14 protein-coding genes are annotated in these 15,332 nt (G+C 38.8%); 10 read left to right on the forward strand and 4 right to left on the reverse strand.

The window, feature by feature from the left end; genetic code table 11:
- Nucleotides 1-152: 152 nt before the first annotated feature.
- Together H5087_RS03945 and H5087_RS03950 are read right to left on the reverse strand one after the other, a co-directional pair.
- Entirely contained in the window at nt 153-1,421 is a 1,269-nt protein-coding gene (locus H5087_RS03945; protein WP_002962198.1) for an HlyC/CorC family transporter, read from the reverse strand.
- Between the two features lie 61 nt (nt 1,422-1,482).
- Entirely contained in the window at nt 1,483-2,289 is an 807-nt protein-coding gene (locus H5087_RS03950) for an inner membrane protein YpjD (protein ID WP_002962197.1), read from the reverse strand.
- Between the two features lie 252 nt (nt 2,290-2,541).
- Between H5087_RS03950 and ffh the strand changes: the two genes are divergently transcribed.
- From ffh to tyrA, 6 genes are all read left to right on the forward strand, one after another.
- Complete coding sequence (gene ffh / locus H5087_RS03955; protein ID WP_002962194.1) at nt 2,542-3,921, forward strand: signal recognition particle protein; 1,380 nt, start codon at nt 2,542-2,544, stop codon at nt 3,919-3,921.
- 260 nt (nt 3,922-4,181) lie between these two features.
- On the forward strand, nt 4,182-4,430 hold the full coding sequence (rpsP, locus tag H5087_RS03960) for a 30S ribosomal protein S16 (protein WP_002962192.1): 249 nt from the start codon (nt 4,182-4,184) through the stop codon (nt 4,428-4,430).
- A 17-nt stretch (nt 4,431-4,447) separates the two neighbouring features.
- Nucleotides 4,448-4,984, forward strand: a complete 537-nt coding sequence (gene rimM / locus H5087_RS03965) for a ribosome maturation factor RimM (protein WP_024596584.1) — start codon at nt 4,448-4,450, stop codon at nt 4,982-4,984.
- Nucleotides 4,984-5,751, forward strand: a complete 768-nt coding sequence (gene trmD / locus H5087_RS03970; RefSeq protein WP_002962190.1) for a tRNA (guanosine(37)-N1)-methyltransferase TrmD — start codon at nt 4,984-4,986, stop codon at nt 5,749-5,751. The genes rimM and trmD overlap by 1 nt, the downstream gene beginning before the upstream one ends.
- A gap of 33 nt (nt 5,752-5,784) precedes the next feature.
- Nucleotides 5,785-6,144 (forward strand): 50S ribosomal protein L19, encoded by a 360-nt coding sequence (rplS, locus tag H5087_RS03975; protein ID WP_002962189.1) that lies wholly within the window; start codon nt 5,785-5,787, stop codon nt 6,142-6,144.
- A 248-nt stretch (nt 6,145-6,392) separates the two neighbouring features.
- Nucleotides 6,393-7,526, forward strand: a complete 1,134-nt coding sequence (gene tyrA, locus H5087_RS03980; RefSeq protein WP_182671242.1) for a bifunctional chorismate mutase/prephenate dehydrogenase — start codon at nt 6,393-6,395, stop codon at nt 7,524-7,526.
- Between the two features lie 61 nt (nt 7,527-7,587).
- On the opposite strand, the gene H5087_RS03985 is transcribed toward tyrA, so the two are convergent.
- Entirely contained in the window at nt 7,588-8,745 is a 1,158-nt protein-coding gene (locus H5087_RS03985) for a chorismate mutase (RefSeq protein WP_002962945.1), read from the reverse strand.
- 360 nt (nt 8,746-9,105) lie between these two features.
- Between H5087_RS03985 and H5087_RS03990 the strand changes: the two genes are divergently transcribed.
- Entirely contained in the window at nt 9,106-12,120 is a 3,015-nt protein-coding gene (locus H5087_RS03990) for an EAL domain-containing protein (protein WP_182671243.1), read from the forward strand.
- Between the two features lie 12 nt (nt 12,121-12,132).
- Here the strand turns inward: H5087_RS03990 and H5087_RS03995 are convergent, their stop codons facing one another.
- Entirely contained in the window at nt 12,133-12,462 is a 330-nt protein-coding gene (locus tag H5087_RS03995) for a stress response translation initiation inhibitor YciH (RefSeq protein WP_182671244.1), read from the reverse strand.
- A gap of 135 nt (nt 12,463-12,597) precedes the next feature.
- On the opposite strand from H5087_RS03995, the gene H5087_RS04000 reads away from it, so the two are divergent.
- The 3 genes from H5087_RS04000 to H5087_RS04010 are packed head-to-tail and all read left to right on the forward strand — an operon-like array spanning nt 12,598 to nt 15,268.
- Nucleotides 12,598-12,903, forward strand: coding sequence for an STAS domain-containing protein (locus H5087_RS04000; protein ID WP_002962948.1), 306 nt, complete (start codon nt 12,598-12,600; stop codon nt 12,901-12,903).
- Nucleotides 12,903-14,552 carry a SpoIIE family protein phosphatase gene (locus tag H5087_RS04005; protein ID WP_182671245.1) on the forward strand — a complete coding sequence of 550 codons (1,650 nt, stop codon included), beginning with the start codon at nt 12,903-12,905 and terminating at the stop codon, nt 14,550-14,552. The genes H5087_RS04000 and H5087_RS04005 overlap by 1 nt, the downstream gene beginning before the upstream one ends.
- Nucleotides 14,553-14,608: 56 nt before the next feature.
- Nucleotides 14,609-15,268, forward strand: a complete 660-nt coding sequence (locus H5087_RS04010; RefSeq protein WP_182671246.1) for a GAF domain-containing protein — start codon at nt 14,609-14,611, stop codon at nt 15,266-15,268.
- Nucleotides 15,269-15,332 lie beyond the last annotated feature (64 nt).

Below are 15,332 nucleotides of genomic sequence, written 5' to 3' on the forward strand. Positions count from 1 at the left end.
TGCTCTTATTTAAGCTTCCAGCTAGACGAGAGGATAGAAGATATCCCCGATGGGTTAAGCCAAAACCATCTAAGTATCCTCATAAAAAGAAAGATGCCAGTCAGCTTAACTGACTGGCATTAGCCAATCGGCTCCTTTTTACTTAGTGAGAACTAGCGAGAACGCTTGTTAGGCTGAATCTTCACCTGTTTAATCATATTCTCTTTTACTTCGAGTACTTCAATAGGGTAGCCCGCAATACGTAGACTAATATTTGCATCGGGAATATCTTCCAAGTATTCAACAATTAAACCACTCAAAGTTTTTGGGCCGTCTAGTGGGAAATCCCAACCCATCTCTTTATTTAAATCGCGTACGTTAGCGCCGCCATCTACAATACAAGAGCCATCTGTTTGTGTTTCTACTTCTTCGCTTGGCGTACGAGTTTGTGTAGTTGTAAAATCGCCAACAACTTCTTCTAAAATATCTTCAAGCGTTACTAAACCTTGAATATCGCCATACTCGTCTACTACTAAGCCAATACGCTCTTTAGACTGCTGAAACTTTAACAGCTGAGTGTTAAGTGATGTTCCCTCTGGGATAAAGTAAATTTCGCGTACAGCACGCAGCAAAGATGGTTTATCAAATTGCTCTTTTGTAAGTAGACGAAGTGCATCTCGAGAGTGAATAAAGCCTACTGCGTCATCTATATTGTCGCGATACAACAACACGCGAGTATGTTGTGCATGGGTAAGCTGGCGACTAATTAGTTTCCAATCATCATTAATATCAATAGCCACAATTTCGTTACGTGGGATCATGATATCTTCAACGGTTACTTGCTCTAAATCTAAAATTGAGGTCAGCATACTTTGATGGCGAGCAGGGATAAGTGCGCCTGACTCATTGAGCACTGTTTTTAATTCTTCTTTGCTCATGCTGTGCTCGTCGATTTGAGCGGCACTAATACCAAATAATCGCAATATCCCGTTGGTCATCCAGTTAACGATAACAACAAAAGGAAAAAGAATTTTTAGTAACCCTTTAAGTATTATTGAGCTTGGAAAGGCAACTTTTTCAGGATAGAGGGCAGCAAGAGTTTTAGGTGTTACTTCGGCAAATATAAGCACGACTAAAGTTAACACACCCGTAGCGATAGCAATACCAAGGTCACCGTAAAGGCGAATACCTATAATGGTAGCAACTTGAGCTGCAGCTATATTGACAAGATTATTGCCAATTAAGATTAAACCGATGAGCCTATCTGGACGGCTAAGTAATTTACTGACTCGTTTAGCTGCACGATGATCCTCTTTAGCGAGATGTCGCAGGCGTATACGATTGATTGACATAATTCCGGTTTCTGAACCAGAAAAATAAGCAGAAAAAAGCACCAAAAAACCTAAAATGATAAATAGGGTACTTGTCGATATGTCGTCCAACGATGGATCCTTTTCTTATAAATCAATGCGTATTAAGCTAGAGTGAGCAAGCAGAGTCAAGTTAAAACTTATTTAGTATCACTTCTTGTATGAAACGGCTGCCAAAATATGCGAGTGTGAGGACAAATGCAGCGACCATGATCGTAATAACCACAGGTTTACCGCGCCAACCCTTTTTCATATGCCCGATGGCTACAATGGCAAAAATAGCCCACGCAACTAACGACAATATCGTTTTATGAATGAACTCTTTAGCAAACATCCCATCAAGAAATACAAATCCCGAGAGTAATGCGAACGTGAGTAATATGGTGCCTAAATTAAGGAGTTGGTAAAGCTGGCGCTCAACAACCATCAAAGGCGGAAGGTGACTATGCACAATTGCTAAATCTTTACGTTTTAAACGTTTATCAATAAAGTAGAACTGTACACCATATAAAGTAGCAATAATTAAAATACAGTAGGCCAATAGGGATAAGGAAATGTGTGTTACTAAGCCAACCTCAATATTAATGCTTTGCAGTAAAATATGATGAGGAATAAATAAACTGGCAATTGTAAGTAAAGCACCAAAACCATAAACAACGGGCAATAATAAAGTGGCAGGGAACTTTAGCGACACAGCTGTTACTGAAACTACAATAACCCAGCATGTTAAAAGGGAGACGTTTACAATACTTAAGTCTTGACCGTCGGATCTAAAAACAGAGTTAACTAACAGCAGCATATGCGCCACTATAGCAACCGTGCTCAATATGACGGTTACCTTTTGGCTAGGGCCTTGTTGATGAAACAGGCGTGAGAGCACGTGAGACGTTGCTAACACATAAAATAAACTGGCAATAATAGTTAAACTAATAATCAGCATTGTGCTTGGGCCACTTAATTTGAGACAAAATAATCCTTGTTGTTATATAGCCATTGTATTTTATAGCAAAGCAAATGCATAGACCTTAAAAAAAGAAACTCAACAAGGTGCACTTGAACACTGTATTGTAAGACGCCATATACGGTATACTACTTTTAATTGAAACTTAATAAGTCAATCCTGGTTAATTGAAAATCAAACTAACCGCAAAATTTTAATGGATTGATATAAACGTCTTATCGGAACCGTTACATGTTTGAGAACCTCCAAGAACGATTAGGTAAAACCTTAAAAAATATCAGTGGCCGTGGCCGTCTGACTGAAGACAACATAAAAGACACACTTCGCGAAGTGCGTATGGCATTTTTAGAAGCCGATGTGGCACTGCCTGTTGTTCGCGAGTTTGTAAAACAAGTTAAAGAACGTGCAGTTGGGGTTGAAGTTACAAAAAGCTTAAGCCCAGGCCAAGTATTTATAAAAATAGTGCGTGAAGAACTAGAAAAAGCAATGGGTGAGGCCAATGAAGAGCTAAGCCTAAATGCACAACCGCCAGCCGTTGTTATGGTAGCGGGTCTGCAAGGTGCGGGTAAAACCACCAGTGTAGCTAAGCTTGCTAAGTTTTTAAAAGAACGCAAAAAGAAATCAGTGCTTGTAGTAAGTGCCGATGTTTATCGCCCTGCTGCGATTAAACAGCTAGAAACGCTTGCTACAGAAGTTGACGTTGATTTCTTTCCAAGTGATATTTCGCAAAAGCCAGTGGATATTGCAAACGCTGCAATTTCTCATGCTAAAAAGAAATTTATAGATGTAGTACTTGTTGATACCGCAGGTCGTTTACATGTTGACAGCAACATGATGGACGAGATTAAAGATCTTCACAAAGCAATCAACCCAATTGAAACTTTATTCGTTGTTGATGCAATGACGGGTCAAGATGCGGCAAATACAGCTAAAGCATTTGACGAAGCCCTGCCACTAACCGGTGTAATATTAACAAAAACCGATGGTGATGCACGTGGTGGTGCTGCTTTATCTATTCGTCATATCACAGGCAAACCAATTAAATTTATGGGTGTGGGTGAGCGTACTGACGCACTAGAGCCTTTTCATCCAGACCGTATAGCGTCGCGTATTTTAGGTATGGGTGATGTACTTTCATTAATCGAAGAAGTCGAAATGAAAGTAGATAAAGAGCAAGCTGCCAAAGTTGCTGAAAAAGTATTTAAAGGTGCAGGTTTTACCCTTGACGACTTTGCTGATCAATTAAAGCAAATGAAAAATATGGGTGGCATGATGTCGATGCTTGATAAGCTCCCTGGTATGTCTAACTTACCAGATGCTGTTAAAGGCCAAATGGGTGACAAAACATTTATCCAAATGGAAGCTATTATTAGCTCAATGACTAAAAAAGAGCGCGCACGTCCAGAAATCATTAAAGGTTCGCGTAAAAAACGCATAGCAGCTGGCTCTGGTACACAAGTACAAGAGATTAATAAGTTGCTTAAGCAGTTTACGCAAATGCAAAAAATGATGAAAAAGATGAAAGGTAAAGGCGGCATGACTAAAATGATGCGCGGTATGAAAGGCATGTTACCACCTGGGATGATGGGTGGCGGTGGCCCTAAGTTTTAAAAAATACTTTTGAGTTATTTTTTAAAATAATAGCGAATCATATTTAAAGGAGCAAATAGCTCCTTTTTTGTTGAATAAATTATGCATGTAATACACCTTTAACCCTATTTTGTCGTTGAGATCACGGTTTAACCTACTAAACTGTCTTTTTGCTTCACTTCTTACTTGCGTTATTGCCAAAAACTCGTACAATTCCCCAGCTCCCCATTCTGGGGAGTAAATCTTATTAATGAAAACAGTCAATCTTTATAGAGGACGGTATGGTAACTATTCGTTTGCAACGTGGTGGCGCTAAAAAACGCCCTTTCTATCAAATTGTGGTTGCGGATAGCCGTTTCTCGCGTGACGGTCGCTTCATCGAGAAAGTAGGCTTTTTTAACCCAATTGCTTCAGGTCAAGAAGAAAAAATTCGTTTAGATTTACCACGTGTTGAACACTGGGTAGGTCAGGGCGCATCTCTTTCAGATCGCGTAGCTAAGTTAGTAAAAGACGCTCGTAAAGCGGCTTAATAGGCGTAAGTGTAACCATGAGTCAAGAGAACACCTCATCAATAATTGTCGTAGGAAAGCTCGGTGCCCCATATGGTATAAAGGGCTGGCTTAAGGTACATTCATTTACTGATGATCCCGTAGGGATCTTCGATTTCAGCCCGTGGTTGATAGGGCAGCAAGGTAAATGGCAGTCCTTAGAAGTGGTCGACTGGCGTCGCCACAACAAAGGCTTTATCGCTAAATTTGCGCAGATAAACGACCGAGACGAAGCAATGGCTTATACCCATGCTGAAATCTCAATGGATGCAGCGCATTTACCAGAACTTCCGCAAGGTGAGTTCTATTGGCGAGATCTCATTGGCATGTCTGTTGTAACCGATAAAGGTTATAGCTTAGGCATTGTTGATGACCTTATGGAGACAGGGTCAAATGACGTACTAGTTGTGAAAGCAAACAGTAAAGACGCATTTGGTCAAGCTGAACGTTTGATTCCTTTTTTAACTGATTCAGTTATTAAAGAAGTTAAATACGACGCAAGAGAAATTACCGTAGATTGGGATCCAGGGTTTTAATGACGCAAACTAGTTCATTATGGGTAGGGGTGATAAGCCTTTTTCCAGACATGTTTGACGCTATTACAGACCAAGGTGTTACCGGTCGCGCAGTAAAAAATGGTTTAATTGATTTTAACTGTTGGAATCCGCGAGACTACGCTTTAGATAAGCATAGAACCGTAGATGACCGTCCTTACGGGGGCGGACCAGGTATGTTAATGATGGTTGAGCCATTAAAAAAAGCGATTGCCGAAGCTAAAAAAGCAGCTGGTGATGGCGCTAAAGTAATTTATATGTCCCCGCAAGGGCGCAAACTTGATCAGCAGGGCGCTAGCGAACTCGCTAACTCTAATAAACTGATTTTGATTGCCGGTCGCTATGAAGGTATAGATGAGAGAATAATAGAATCATATGTTGACGAAGAATGGTCAATTGGTGATTTTATTTTGAGTGGTGGTGAACTACCTGCCATGACATTAATTGACGCAGTAGCGCGATTAGTGCCAGGTGTGTTAGGTCATAACCAGTCAGCAGAACAAGATTCGTTTTCGGATGGCTTGTTAGATTGTCCACACTATACACGACCAGAAACATTGGACGACAAACAGGTTCCTGCTGTATTACTCAGTGGAAACCACCAAGAGATAGCAAAGTGGCGGCTTAAGCAGTCATTAGGTAGAACTTGGTTACGACGTCCTGACTTGTTGCATAACCTAGCTCTGACTGAGGAGCAAGCGGTATTACTCGCAGAATTTCAGCAAGAGTACCAAAAAGCTTGTGGCTAGAAGACAGTTACACCTAGGAAAGTGAGAAACATAATGGCAAAAGTAAACCAAAATATTATTAAAGCGCTTGAAGATGAGCAGCTTAAAACAGACGTACCTGCATTTGGCCCTGGTGATACAGTGGTTGTACAGGTAAAAGTAAAAGAAGGTGCTAAAGAGCGTCTACAGGCCTTTGAAGGTGTTGTAATCGCTAAGCGTAATCGTGGTCTTCACTCAGCATTCACAGTTCGTAAAATTTCGAACGGTGAAGGTGTTGAGCGTGTATTCCAAACGCACAGCCCTCTTATTGATAGCGTAGCAGTTAAGCGTCGCGGTGCAGTTCGCCGTGCTAAGCTTTACTACCTACGTGAGCGTTCTGGTAAATCTGCACGTATTAGAGAAAAACTTAACTAATACGCGCTGTTTATCAACGCAAAAAAACGGGTTGCATCCTTCGGGTTGCAACCCGTTTTGGTTTTAGACTATTATTTTCTCAATTCTCAATTCACAATTCTCAATTCTCAATTCTTATTTCCTCATTAGTAAAATTTAAGCTTTAGCCTTTTATCAGTTAGCTGATCCTGTTAGTATTTATCGTATTGATTAGTTTACTTTTATGTAAATTTATATTTACGTTATTTGTTTTTTAAGGTGGTATGAACGTGGCTGACATAAGTGATTTAGCACAGCTGAGAGAAGGTATAGATGAATGCGACGCACAACTTGTTGCCTTACTTGCTAAACGTAATGGTATTACGCAAAAAATTGGTGAGATAAAACAACAAACAGGCGCGCCTTTACATGCACCTAATCGTGAAGCAGAGCTATTAGCGGCAAGAAGACAAGAAGCAATAAATCAAAATGTAAGCCCCGATCTCGTTGAAGATATACTAAGACGCATGATGCGAGAAGCCTATCAAAACCAACAAGCAAAACTTGCATGTGCAGCGCCAGGTCTTTCGCCAATTGTTATTGTAGGTGGCCAAGGTGCTATGGGGCAGCTATTTGCTCAGCAGTTTATTCGCTCAGGTTACGAAGTTAAAGTTTTAGATAAAGATCAGCAAAACGATGCGCAAAATATTTTAAAAGGTGCCAAGCTGGTAATGATTAGCGTACCAATTAATGCATTGGACGCAGTAGTTGCTAAGTTACCTAAACTAGATGATGACTGTTTACTAGTTGATATTACATCGGTAAAGCAATCGCCTATTAAAGCACTAAAAGCTGCGCACAGTGGCCCTGTGGTTGGTTTGCATCCTATGTTTGGCCCTGACATATCACACTGGGTGAAACAAACAGTCGTTGTATGTGAAGGGCGAGAGCACCAAGCGGCAAAAGGCTTGTTACAACAGTTACAAGTATGGGGTTGTCAGCTTGTTGAGCTTGATGCTAAAAAGCACGACGAAGCAATGCAAATTATTCAGGTAATGCGCCATTTAACAACATTTGTGTACGGACAGTTTTTAGCAAAACAAAGTCATACACTAGAAGAGTTACGTAGTTGCTCGTCACCTATATATCAATTAGAGCTGATGATGGTAGGGCGTTTATTTGCGCAGTCGCCGGAGTTGTACTCAGATATTATGTTAGCGCAATTTGATGATGTAGAGAGCCTACTCGCACAGTACCAAGACACTTTTGCAAGTACATTGGAAAAATTAAAAGCAGGAGATAAAGCAGCGCTTATTGATTCTTTTGCGCAGGCGAAAGTTTACTTTTCTGACTCAACAGAGCACTTTTTAACACAAAGCCGAAGCTTATTAAATAAAGCAAATGATTCAAAAGTTTTAGACTAATACTTGTCACTTTTTACTAAAAAGGGCCGATATCGGCCCTTTTTAATTATGAAAGTGTGTATTAGGTATTAACGCTTACAGCCTGTAATGACTCGCTTTGATAGCAGCCTAAAATACGCACATATTGGGTGTGTTCTTTAAGCTCTTCTAGTGCTTCTTTTACTTGGCTATCAGCTAAGTTTGCTTCAAGATCTACATAAAATACTTCTTCCCACGGATTGCCCGGAGTTGGGCGCGACTCAAGTTTTACTAAATTAATCTTATGCTGCTTAAAAATCATCAACGCATCGGCTAGTGAGCCCGCTTGCTGTTTTGTCGACATGATTAAGCTAGTTTTAGTTGGAATTTGGTTAGACACTTGCAGAGGTTTACGCGCAACAACAATAAAGCGGCTATGGTTTTCGCTTTGATTAGCAAGATTTGATTTGATGACTTCAAGGCCGACATTTTTTCCTGCTTGTGCAGAGCCAATTGCAGCGCTATTTGGTGTGTTTAGAGCTGATTGTAATGCGCTTGATGTAGAGTCACAAGTTTCGTGTTGTAAATCACCTAAGCCCTGTAAAAAACGGCTGCACTGTGCAAATGGTTGTGGATGTGCAAATACTTTTGTTAGTTGGCTAAGTTCAGTATCAGGGTTTGCGAGTAAGCAATGCTCTACACTGTGAGTGACTTCTCCAACAATAGAGACTTGTGCGTGCTGTAATAAGTCAAATACTTCGTTAATGCTACCAGAGCTTGTGTTTTCAATCGGTAATAAACCAAAATCAGCTTGGCCGTTTTCTACTTTACCTGTTATTTCGTCAAACGATGTACAGCCAATTTCAATTAATTTACCAGGGCGGCGGCTAAAGTATTTATGACATGCAAGCTGGCTATAAGAACCTTGACCACCTAAGTAAGTTACACGGTGTGTTTCACTCAGTGCATCTGGATTAAGGTTTTTTTGCAGCATTGCTTGTTGGTGTAAAACTGAATCTTCCAAAATAGTTTGAAACACATTATTTACGTAGTAAGCATCTAACCCCAGTGACTTACCATAACCAATCAATTTTTCTAGAAGCGCGAGTTCACGTGCTTCATCGCGAATTGGCTTATTGTTCGCGATTTTGTATTCAACCACGCCGTGGCTAATGCGACGGCGTTTAGCTAATAACACCAGTAAGTCGGAGTCTATTTCATTTATATCGTGTCTTAGTGCATTTAATACATCATTTGTCATTTTGGTATCCTCATTCCAAAAGTAGGCTGTTACTACACAGCAAAACAAAAAAGCCTCCCAGTTGGGAGGCTTTACTATTCGATTGATTTTATCTCACAAACAGGGAAGCCTCTTTTATATAAAGAAGCTAAAAAACGAAAAAAAAGTGCGAGAGATAAATAGTTTCATGCAGTTAATGTATGGAGAGTTACTAACAATGTCAATAACGATACGTTGCTAAATAAGCGCAAAGCGCTATTTATTTGGTCATAATTAGTTTTTAGTGATATTTAACAAATAATTTATAAATATTAAGTCAGATCTGATATATTTCGTAAACTGGTTCAAATAATAACAATTATTAATAATTAAGGTTGACCTGTGGTTTACAGACGCCCTCCATCGCGTTTTGGATTTAATTCTTTAAGTGTAAAACTTTCACTGCTTATATCTGCTATTTGTTTAATAGCAGGGGTGTGTGCGGCTGCCTTAATGCTTAAATCTGAAGAGAAGCAACTTGTTTTTGAAGAGCATGAGGTGTTAAAAAGCTCTACAGATTTATTAGTGAAGCAGTTTAATGAACGTATTAAAACAAAAATAAATATAGCTCAGCAAGCCAATAACGTAGTGACAGAGCAGCTATTTCAATCTAATTTACCAATTAATTTAAGTAATAAATCACAGTTACAGTTTAATAGCGATGGTACGATTCGAAGTGCCTCGGCTGATGGATTATCAGCAGCATTTTTACCACAGCAAAATTACTCTCCTTTTTATAAACGCCTATTTAATGATTCCGAAATGTTATGGCGTATAATTTCTCCGACTCTGGTACACGACTTTTTTAACTTTTATTTAATTACCGATGACGATTTCATTCGTGTTTCTCCTCCAAACTGGGCATTAAATGCACCAGCCGAGTTTAGAGTTACGCAAGGTACAACGTATAAATATATTAAAAGTATGTTGGGGTCAGAGCGAGAGCCTGCATGGTCAAAAGTTTATTACGATACAGTATGGCGAAAGTGGGTTATTAGCTTACTAGTGCCGGTGTATGTTGATAACGAGTTTTTAGGTGTAACGGGAAGCGATATTTCCCTTAACAAACTTATTTCATTTTTACCTGTTGGCGATAAAGAAAAACACTTACTTGTATTTGATAGTAAAGGGCAATTGTTAGCCCATCCCAATCTAAACCCCGCATTATTAGCTGACTACGGTAGTGACAATAAAGCACTCGCTACTAACGAATTTGTAAACCCAGAACTGCAGTCAATTATTGACGATGCAATTGCGGTGAAGTTACCAGAATACGCCAATTCATTTGAACAAAATGATGAAGCTCACATTATTAATATCCGTAAAATTGATGATTTAGATTGGTACATAGGGGTTTATAAAAAACGTTCATCAACGTTATCTGCGTTACAAGATTTAAAACTGAAGTTTTTTGGACTCTTTATTTTATACGCAATATTAGTTGCCTTATTGCTGCATCAGGCGCTTTATCAACTAGTGCTTCGCCGTTTACATACTCTAGTTTATGCAGTAACAAGCTTTGGTAAAGGTCAGCTAACAACAGAGTTTCCGCCAGAAAACAAAGATGAAATTGGTACCCTTAATGGCTCATTTAGAGACATGACGGTAGAAATCCGCAAACTTATTGATGGTTTAAACCAAAGAATTACAGAAAAAGAAATTGCTGAAAAAGCAGCTAATCGTTTATCTAAAGCGGTCGCGTTCTCGGGCACTGGGGTTGTGATCACCGATGAAAATTTTGTCATTGAGTACGTAAACCCCAAAATGCTCGAAATGACAGGCTATCCAGAAAGCCATTTTAATAGAGCACCATTACTTAATATTATTGCCTCAGAAATGTCTATTTTAATTGAAGATATAGACATAGATTTACGCAGCCGTAATTACTGGCGCGGGGACACATTAATAGCTGGTTTAAACAAAGAGCCAATTTGGGTGTCTTTAAGTGTTTCGCCAATTCGTGAAGAGGGCGGTGAAATAACCAGTTATGTAGCATCAGCACAAGATATTTCGTTTGTAAAAGAAAGCCAGCGTAAAATGGAACAATTGGCTTACTTTGACACCCTTACGGGACTTGCCAACAGAACATTTTTTAGAATGCAATTGCGAAAATCAATGGCATTAGCAGAGCGCGGGCATTATGCATTTGCTTTGTTTTACTTTGATTTAGACGAATTTAAGCGTATTAACGACACATTAGGCCACGATGCTGGCGATCAATTATTAATTGAAGTGGCAAACAGACTTAAAAAACGTTTACGAGCCGAGGACACTATAGCGCGCTTAGGTGGTGATGAATTTGCAGTGTTGCTCAGTGGTATAGAAAGCCAAGCTCACGCGGCTGATGTTGCCAATACAATTCAAAAAACACTGAATGTGCCTATAAAACTAGGTAGCAATGAAGTTATTGTCAGTGCAAGTATTGGTATAACTATGGCTCCTTACGATAGCTTAGAGGAAGATCAGTTACTCAAACATGCTGATTTGGCAATGTATGAGGCAAAAGCAAAAGGACGTAATACCTTCCACTTTTATAGCCAAGAATTAAATGCGGCCGCAAATGAGCGTTTATTTATTGAAAATGAGTTACGTATAGGGCTCAAAGAAAAGCAATTTGTAGTTTACTACCAACCTCAAGTTGATAGCCGTACTCATCAGGTCGTTGGTTATGAAGCGTTATTAAGATGGTTCCACCCAACTGAAGGCGCAATCCCTCCAGATAAATTTATTCCTATTGCAGAAGCGACAGGCCTTATAGTTGAATTAGGTGAATGGGTGCTTCAAGAGTCTTGTGATTTTGCCGTAAGATTGGCAGAACAAGGTCTAGAAAATAATATATCGATAAACTTATCGGCCCGCCAGTTTAAAGACTCAAGCTTAGTTACAACACTGAGCAAAATGATAATTAAGTCGGGTGTTTCAGCAAAGCGCCTTCATTTAGAGCTGACCGAAAGCATGCTAATGGGTAATGTAGAGGCAGCCATTACACAATTGCACGAGCTTAAAGCATTAGGTATATCTATTTCTATTGATGACTTTGGTACAGGTTATTCGTCGCTCAGTTACTTAAAACGATTCCCGGTTGATATATTGAAAATTGACCGTTCATTTGTAAAAGATATCCCAGAGGATACAAATGATATGGAAATCACTGCAGCTATTATTGCCATGGCGCAAAAGTTAAAGCTAGACGTGGTCGCAGAAGGGGTTGAGACAATAGAGCAGATGCAGTTTTTACAAAATAATAATTGCTTCGTTGTACAAGGCTATTATTTTAGTAAGCCAATTGCTGAGCACGAACTACCGAATTTGTATGAAAGGTTAAATGATCTCGCAAATAGCGAAGTAACTAGTTAATAAAATTGCGGGTTAACCACCCGCAATTTTAACTTTAAATTTTAACGCTTCTAAAATGCCTTTTAGTTTATCTCGGTCATTACCTTGTACTTCAATAATTCCTTCTTTTACTGCGCCGCCTTGGCCCATTTTGCTTTTTATAGTTTTAGCTAACTTTTTTAAATCGTGATCTTTTGGATCAATGCCAACAACTAGCATTACGCCTTTGCCTTTACGCCCTTTTGTTTGACGCTCAATGCGAATAAAACCATCTTTAAAAAGTTTAGCGTGCAACTCTTTTTCTGGTTTCGGCTGGTCAATGCGACCCGTACTGGTTGAATATACTAAGTGACTATCACTCATACCTTACCTTTGTGGATAAAAATGAATTAAATGCTGGTGTAAATGATAGCAAATTTGAAGTTGTGTGTTTTTCTTTTTGCTAAATACTTTTAACAGGTTATATTTAGTTCAAAGGAAATATTATTGGAGTTTACTATGAGTTTAACTAAGAATGAATCAGTCGATGGCACTACATTAACAATACAAATTAAAGGTAAGTTTGATTTTAATTTAGTGCAATCTTTTCGCCAAGCTTATGCTCAAATGAGCGAAAAAACAGTAAAGGTTATTATCGATTTAAGAGAGACTGATTATATGGATAGTTCAGCACTTGGCATGTTACTTAACATGAAAAAAACCATTGATAGCCAAGTAAAAACCATCGAAATAAGTAATTGCCAGCCTCAGCTTAGAAAAATCCTACAAATTTCACGTTTTGATAAAAAGTTTGATATTAGCTAATGATACATGTGTTGATTGTTGACGATCAGGCGCTCAATCGCATTTTACTAAGTAAAATGCTTGAGCAGGAAGGTTACAAAATTTCAGTGGCTTACAATGGACTAGATGCACTTAATGTACTTAAAAGAGAGCAAATAGACATTGTTTTACTCGATGTATTAATGCCGGTAATGGATGGTTTTGAAGCAGCTGAAAAAATAAAGCAGCAGTATAGTGAAGTTTACTTACCGATTATTTTTATAACCTCCTTAGAAGATCAAGCAAGTTTTGAGCGGTGCCTCGCGGTAGGTGGCGATGACTTTATTCATAAACCATTTGAAAAAGTTATTTTGCATGCAAAAATTAAAGCACATAGCCGCACCAGAGAGCTAAGTAAAAAATCAAATCAACAAAAAAAACTGCTTGAATATCATCACAATCAAATTGAACGTGAACACGAAATAATTGAGCATATTTTTAATAACTCATTAGAGAATCAAGGCAAGTTTAAAGAGTACCTCGATTTTAATTTATCGCCGGCGTCTATGTTTAACGGCGATATGTTTTTAGTGGCGCAAAGTCCAATAGGCAATCTGTATTGCATGTTGGGAGACTTTACAGGGCACGGCTTAGCGGCAGCTATTGGTGCATTACCTATCTCTCGTGTTTTTTATACTATGGTACAAAAAGGCATGGCGATTAATGACATTGCCTGTGAGCTAAATACACTGCTTTACAATCTCCTACCTGGACACATGTTTTGTGCTGCAACCATTATCGAGCTTAGTGCATCCGGTAAAAGTATTTCTGCATGGATGGGCGGCCTGCCAGATGCGTATCTAATAGATAAAGACGGTAATGTAAAACAAACATTAGAGTCGCAACATATGGCGCTGGGGATTTTAGACGATCAAGAATTTGAATATGAAGTTATTCACTTTGAAACAAATAGTAATACACGCCTAGTATTAGCAACCGACGGTATTATAGAAACAGCAAACAAAGAAGATACATTTTTTGGGGAAGAGCGTTTTTTACAAACTTTAAAAAGTAAATCGATGATTAGTAGCGAAGATATAGTGGGTGACGTTACTAAGTTTGCAGATGGCACTAAACAGCAAGATGATTTAAGCATTGTTTTACTAAACTGCCTGCCTTTAGTTCCTGAGGAGCAAGAGCGAGAAGCATTCTCTACTTTAGCGTTTAATTTATCTTTGAGTTTAAACTCAGAACAAATAAAAAAAACAGACCCCGTTTACGACGTTGTTAATATTTTAAGCAGTGTTGGGGGGCTAAATGCCCATCGTTCTAATATATTTTTACTGTTGTCTGAGGCTTATAACAATGCGCTTGATCATGGTGTACTAGGGCTTAACTCAGAGATTAAAAAACAAGAAGACGGCTTTTTTCGATATTATGAATTAAGAGAGGCAGCTCTTGCTAAACTTACAGATGCGATGATTATTATTGATATGCGCTATTGCCCCGACACGCTCAGTTTATATTTCATTATTTGTGACTCAGGCCGAGGGTTTAGTAGTAAGAACGATGAGTTGGCAAAGGTTAATAATGAATTTGGTAGAGGGGTGTCTTTACTAGAAGAAATAGCCGAAAAGGTAACTTATAACGCCAGCGGTAACCAAGTTGAAATGTGCTACAAGTTGAGCTAGCTCTGCAAAAATATCCATGCTATTATTCTCGAAACTTTAGATGTATGGATGGCCAAATGATTTCTTCTTACCTAAAAAAAGCACAACTAAGTGCTAATCCAGCTTTGATTTCAACAGAGCTTGAAAAGCTTGAGCTACATTTAGCAAACACAGCTTTGCCTGATGTATGTTGGGAGTATCAAATACCTGAGCTTGGCGAGGGCGGTGCGTGTAGTTTATTTGGTTACCTACAAGATGAGCCATTCAAATTAACTGATTATCTTGAAAATGATGAGCAAACCCAGTTCAAGCTAGCTAATTTACAAAGTATTGTGAGCTACATTGAGCACCAAACAAGTGTTGATTGGTATGGTATTTATCAATCAACTAATACTAGTGAAGGTAAGCAACTATTAAAATTGGCTTATCATGGTGTGCCTAGTCGTCCGTTGTTCCCTTTAACGCAAGCATTTGCGGCAGGTAGTAATAACGTGCAGGTTGCGCTATCTCACAAGGGCCGTATTATTAATAACGTTGAAGAGTACTTATCACAAGGTGGTGAATACTACACATGCGATCCTAAAGTTAAATCAGAAACCTGCTTACCTTTATTTAATACACAAAATGAATGTGTTGGTATTGTAGATGCTGAAGCTTTTAAAAATGATTTTTTTGATGAAAAGACGCTTGCCGTTTTAATTGCATGTTGTATTAAAATTCCTCACTTTCTAGTGTAAATAACGCTAGTCAACATGATGTGCTTTTATGTTAAGCTTAGCTTAACAGCTAACCCCTAAATAA

It is taken from the genome of Pseudoalteromonas sp. SR43-7, from assembly GCF_014163785.1.
In the GTDB taxonomy this organism is placed as follows: Bacteria; Pseudomonadota; Gammaproteobacteria; order Enterobacterales; family Alteromonadaceae; genus Pseudoalteromonas; species Pseudoalteromonas distincta.

What these genes read in the sequence shown, in the direction of transcription:
- H5087_RS03950 (WP_002962197.1), bottom strand. Translation starts at nt 2,289, where the DNA reads ATGCTGATTATTAGTTTAACTATTATTGCCAGTTTATTTTATGTGTTA.
- ffh (WP_002962194.1), top strand. Translation starts at nt 2,542, where the DNA reads ATGTTTGAGAACCTCCAAGAACGATTAGGTAAAACCTTAAAAAATATC.
- rpsP (WP_002962192.1), top strand. Translation starts at nt 4,182, where the DNA reads ATGGTAACTATTCGTTTGCAACGTGGTGGCGCTAAAAAACGCCCTTTC.
- rimM (WP_024596584.1), top strand. Translation starts at nt 4,448, where the DNA reads ATGAGTCAAGAGAACACCTCATCAATAATTGTCGTAGGAAAGCTCGGT.
- trmD (WP_002962190.1), top strand. Translation starts at nt 4,984, where the DNA reads ATGACGCAAACTAGTTCATTATGGGTAGGGGTGATAAGCCTTTTTCCA.
- rplS (WP_002962189.1), top strand. Translation starts at nt 5,785, where the DNA reads ATGGCAAAAGTAAACCAAAATATTATTAAAGCGCTTGAAGATGAGCAG.
- H5087_RS03985 (WP_002962945.1), bottom strand. Translation starts at nt 8,745, where the DNA reads ATGACAAATGATGTATTAAATGCACTAAGACACGATATAAATGAAATA.
- H5087_RS03995 (WP_182671244.1), bottom strand. Translation starts at nt 12,462, where the DNA reads ATGAGTGATAGTCACTTAGTATATTCAACCAGTACGGGTCGCATTGAC.
- H5087_RS04000 (WP_002962948.1), top strand. Translation starts at nt 12,598, where the DNA reads ATGAGTTTAACTAAGAATGAATCAGTCGATGGCACTACATTAACAATA.
- H5087_RS04005 (WP_182671245.1), top strand. Translation starts at nt 12,903, where the DNA reads ATGATACATGTGTTGATTGTTGACGATCAGGCGCTCAATCGCATTTTA.
- H5087_RS04010 (WP_182671246.1), top strand. Translation starts at nt 14,609, where the DNA reads ATGATTTCTTCTTACCTAAAAAAAGCACAACTAAGTGCTAATCCAGCT.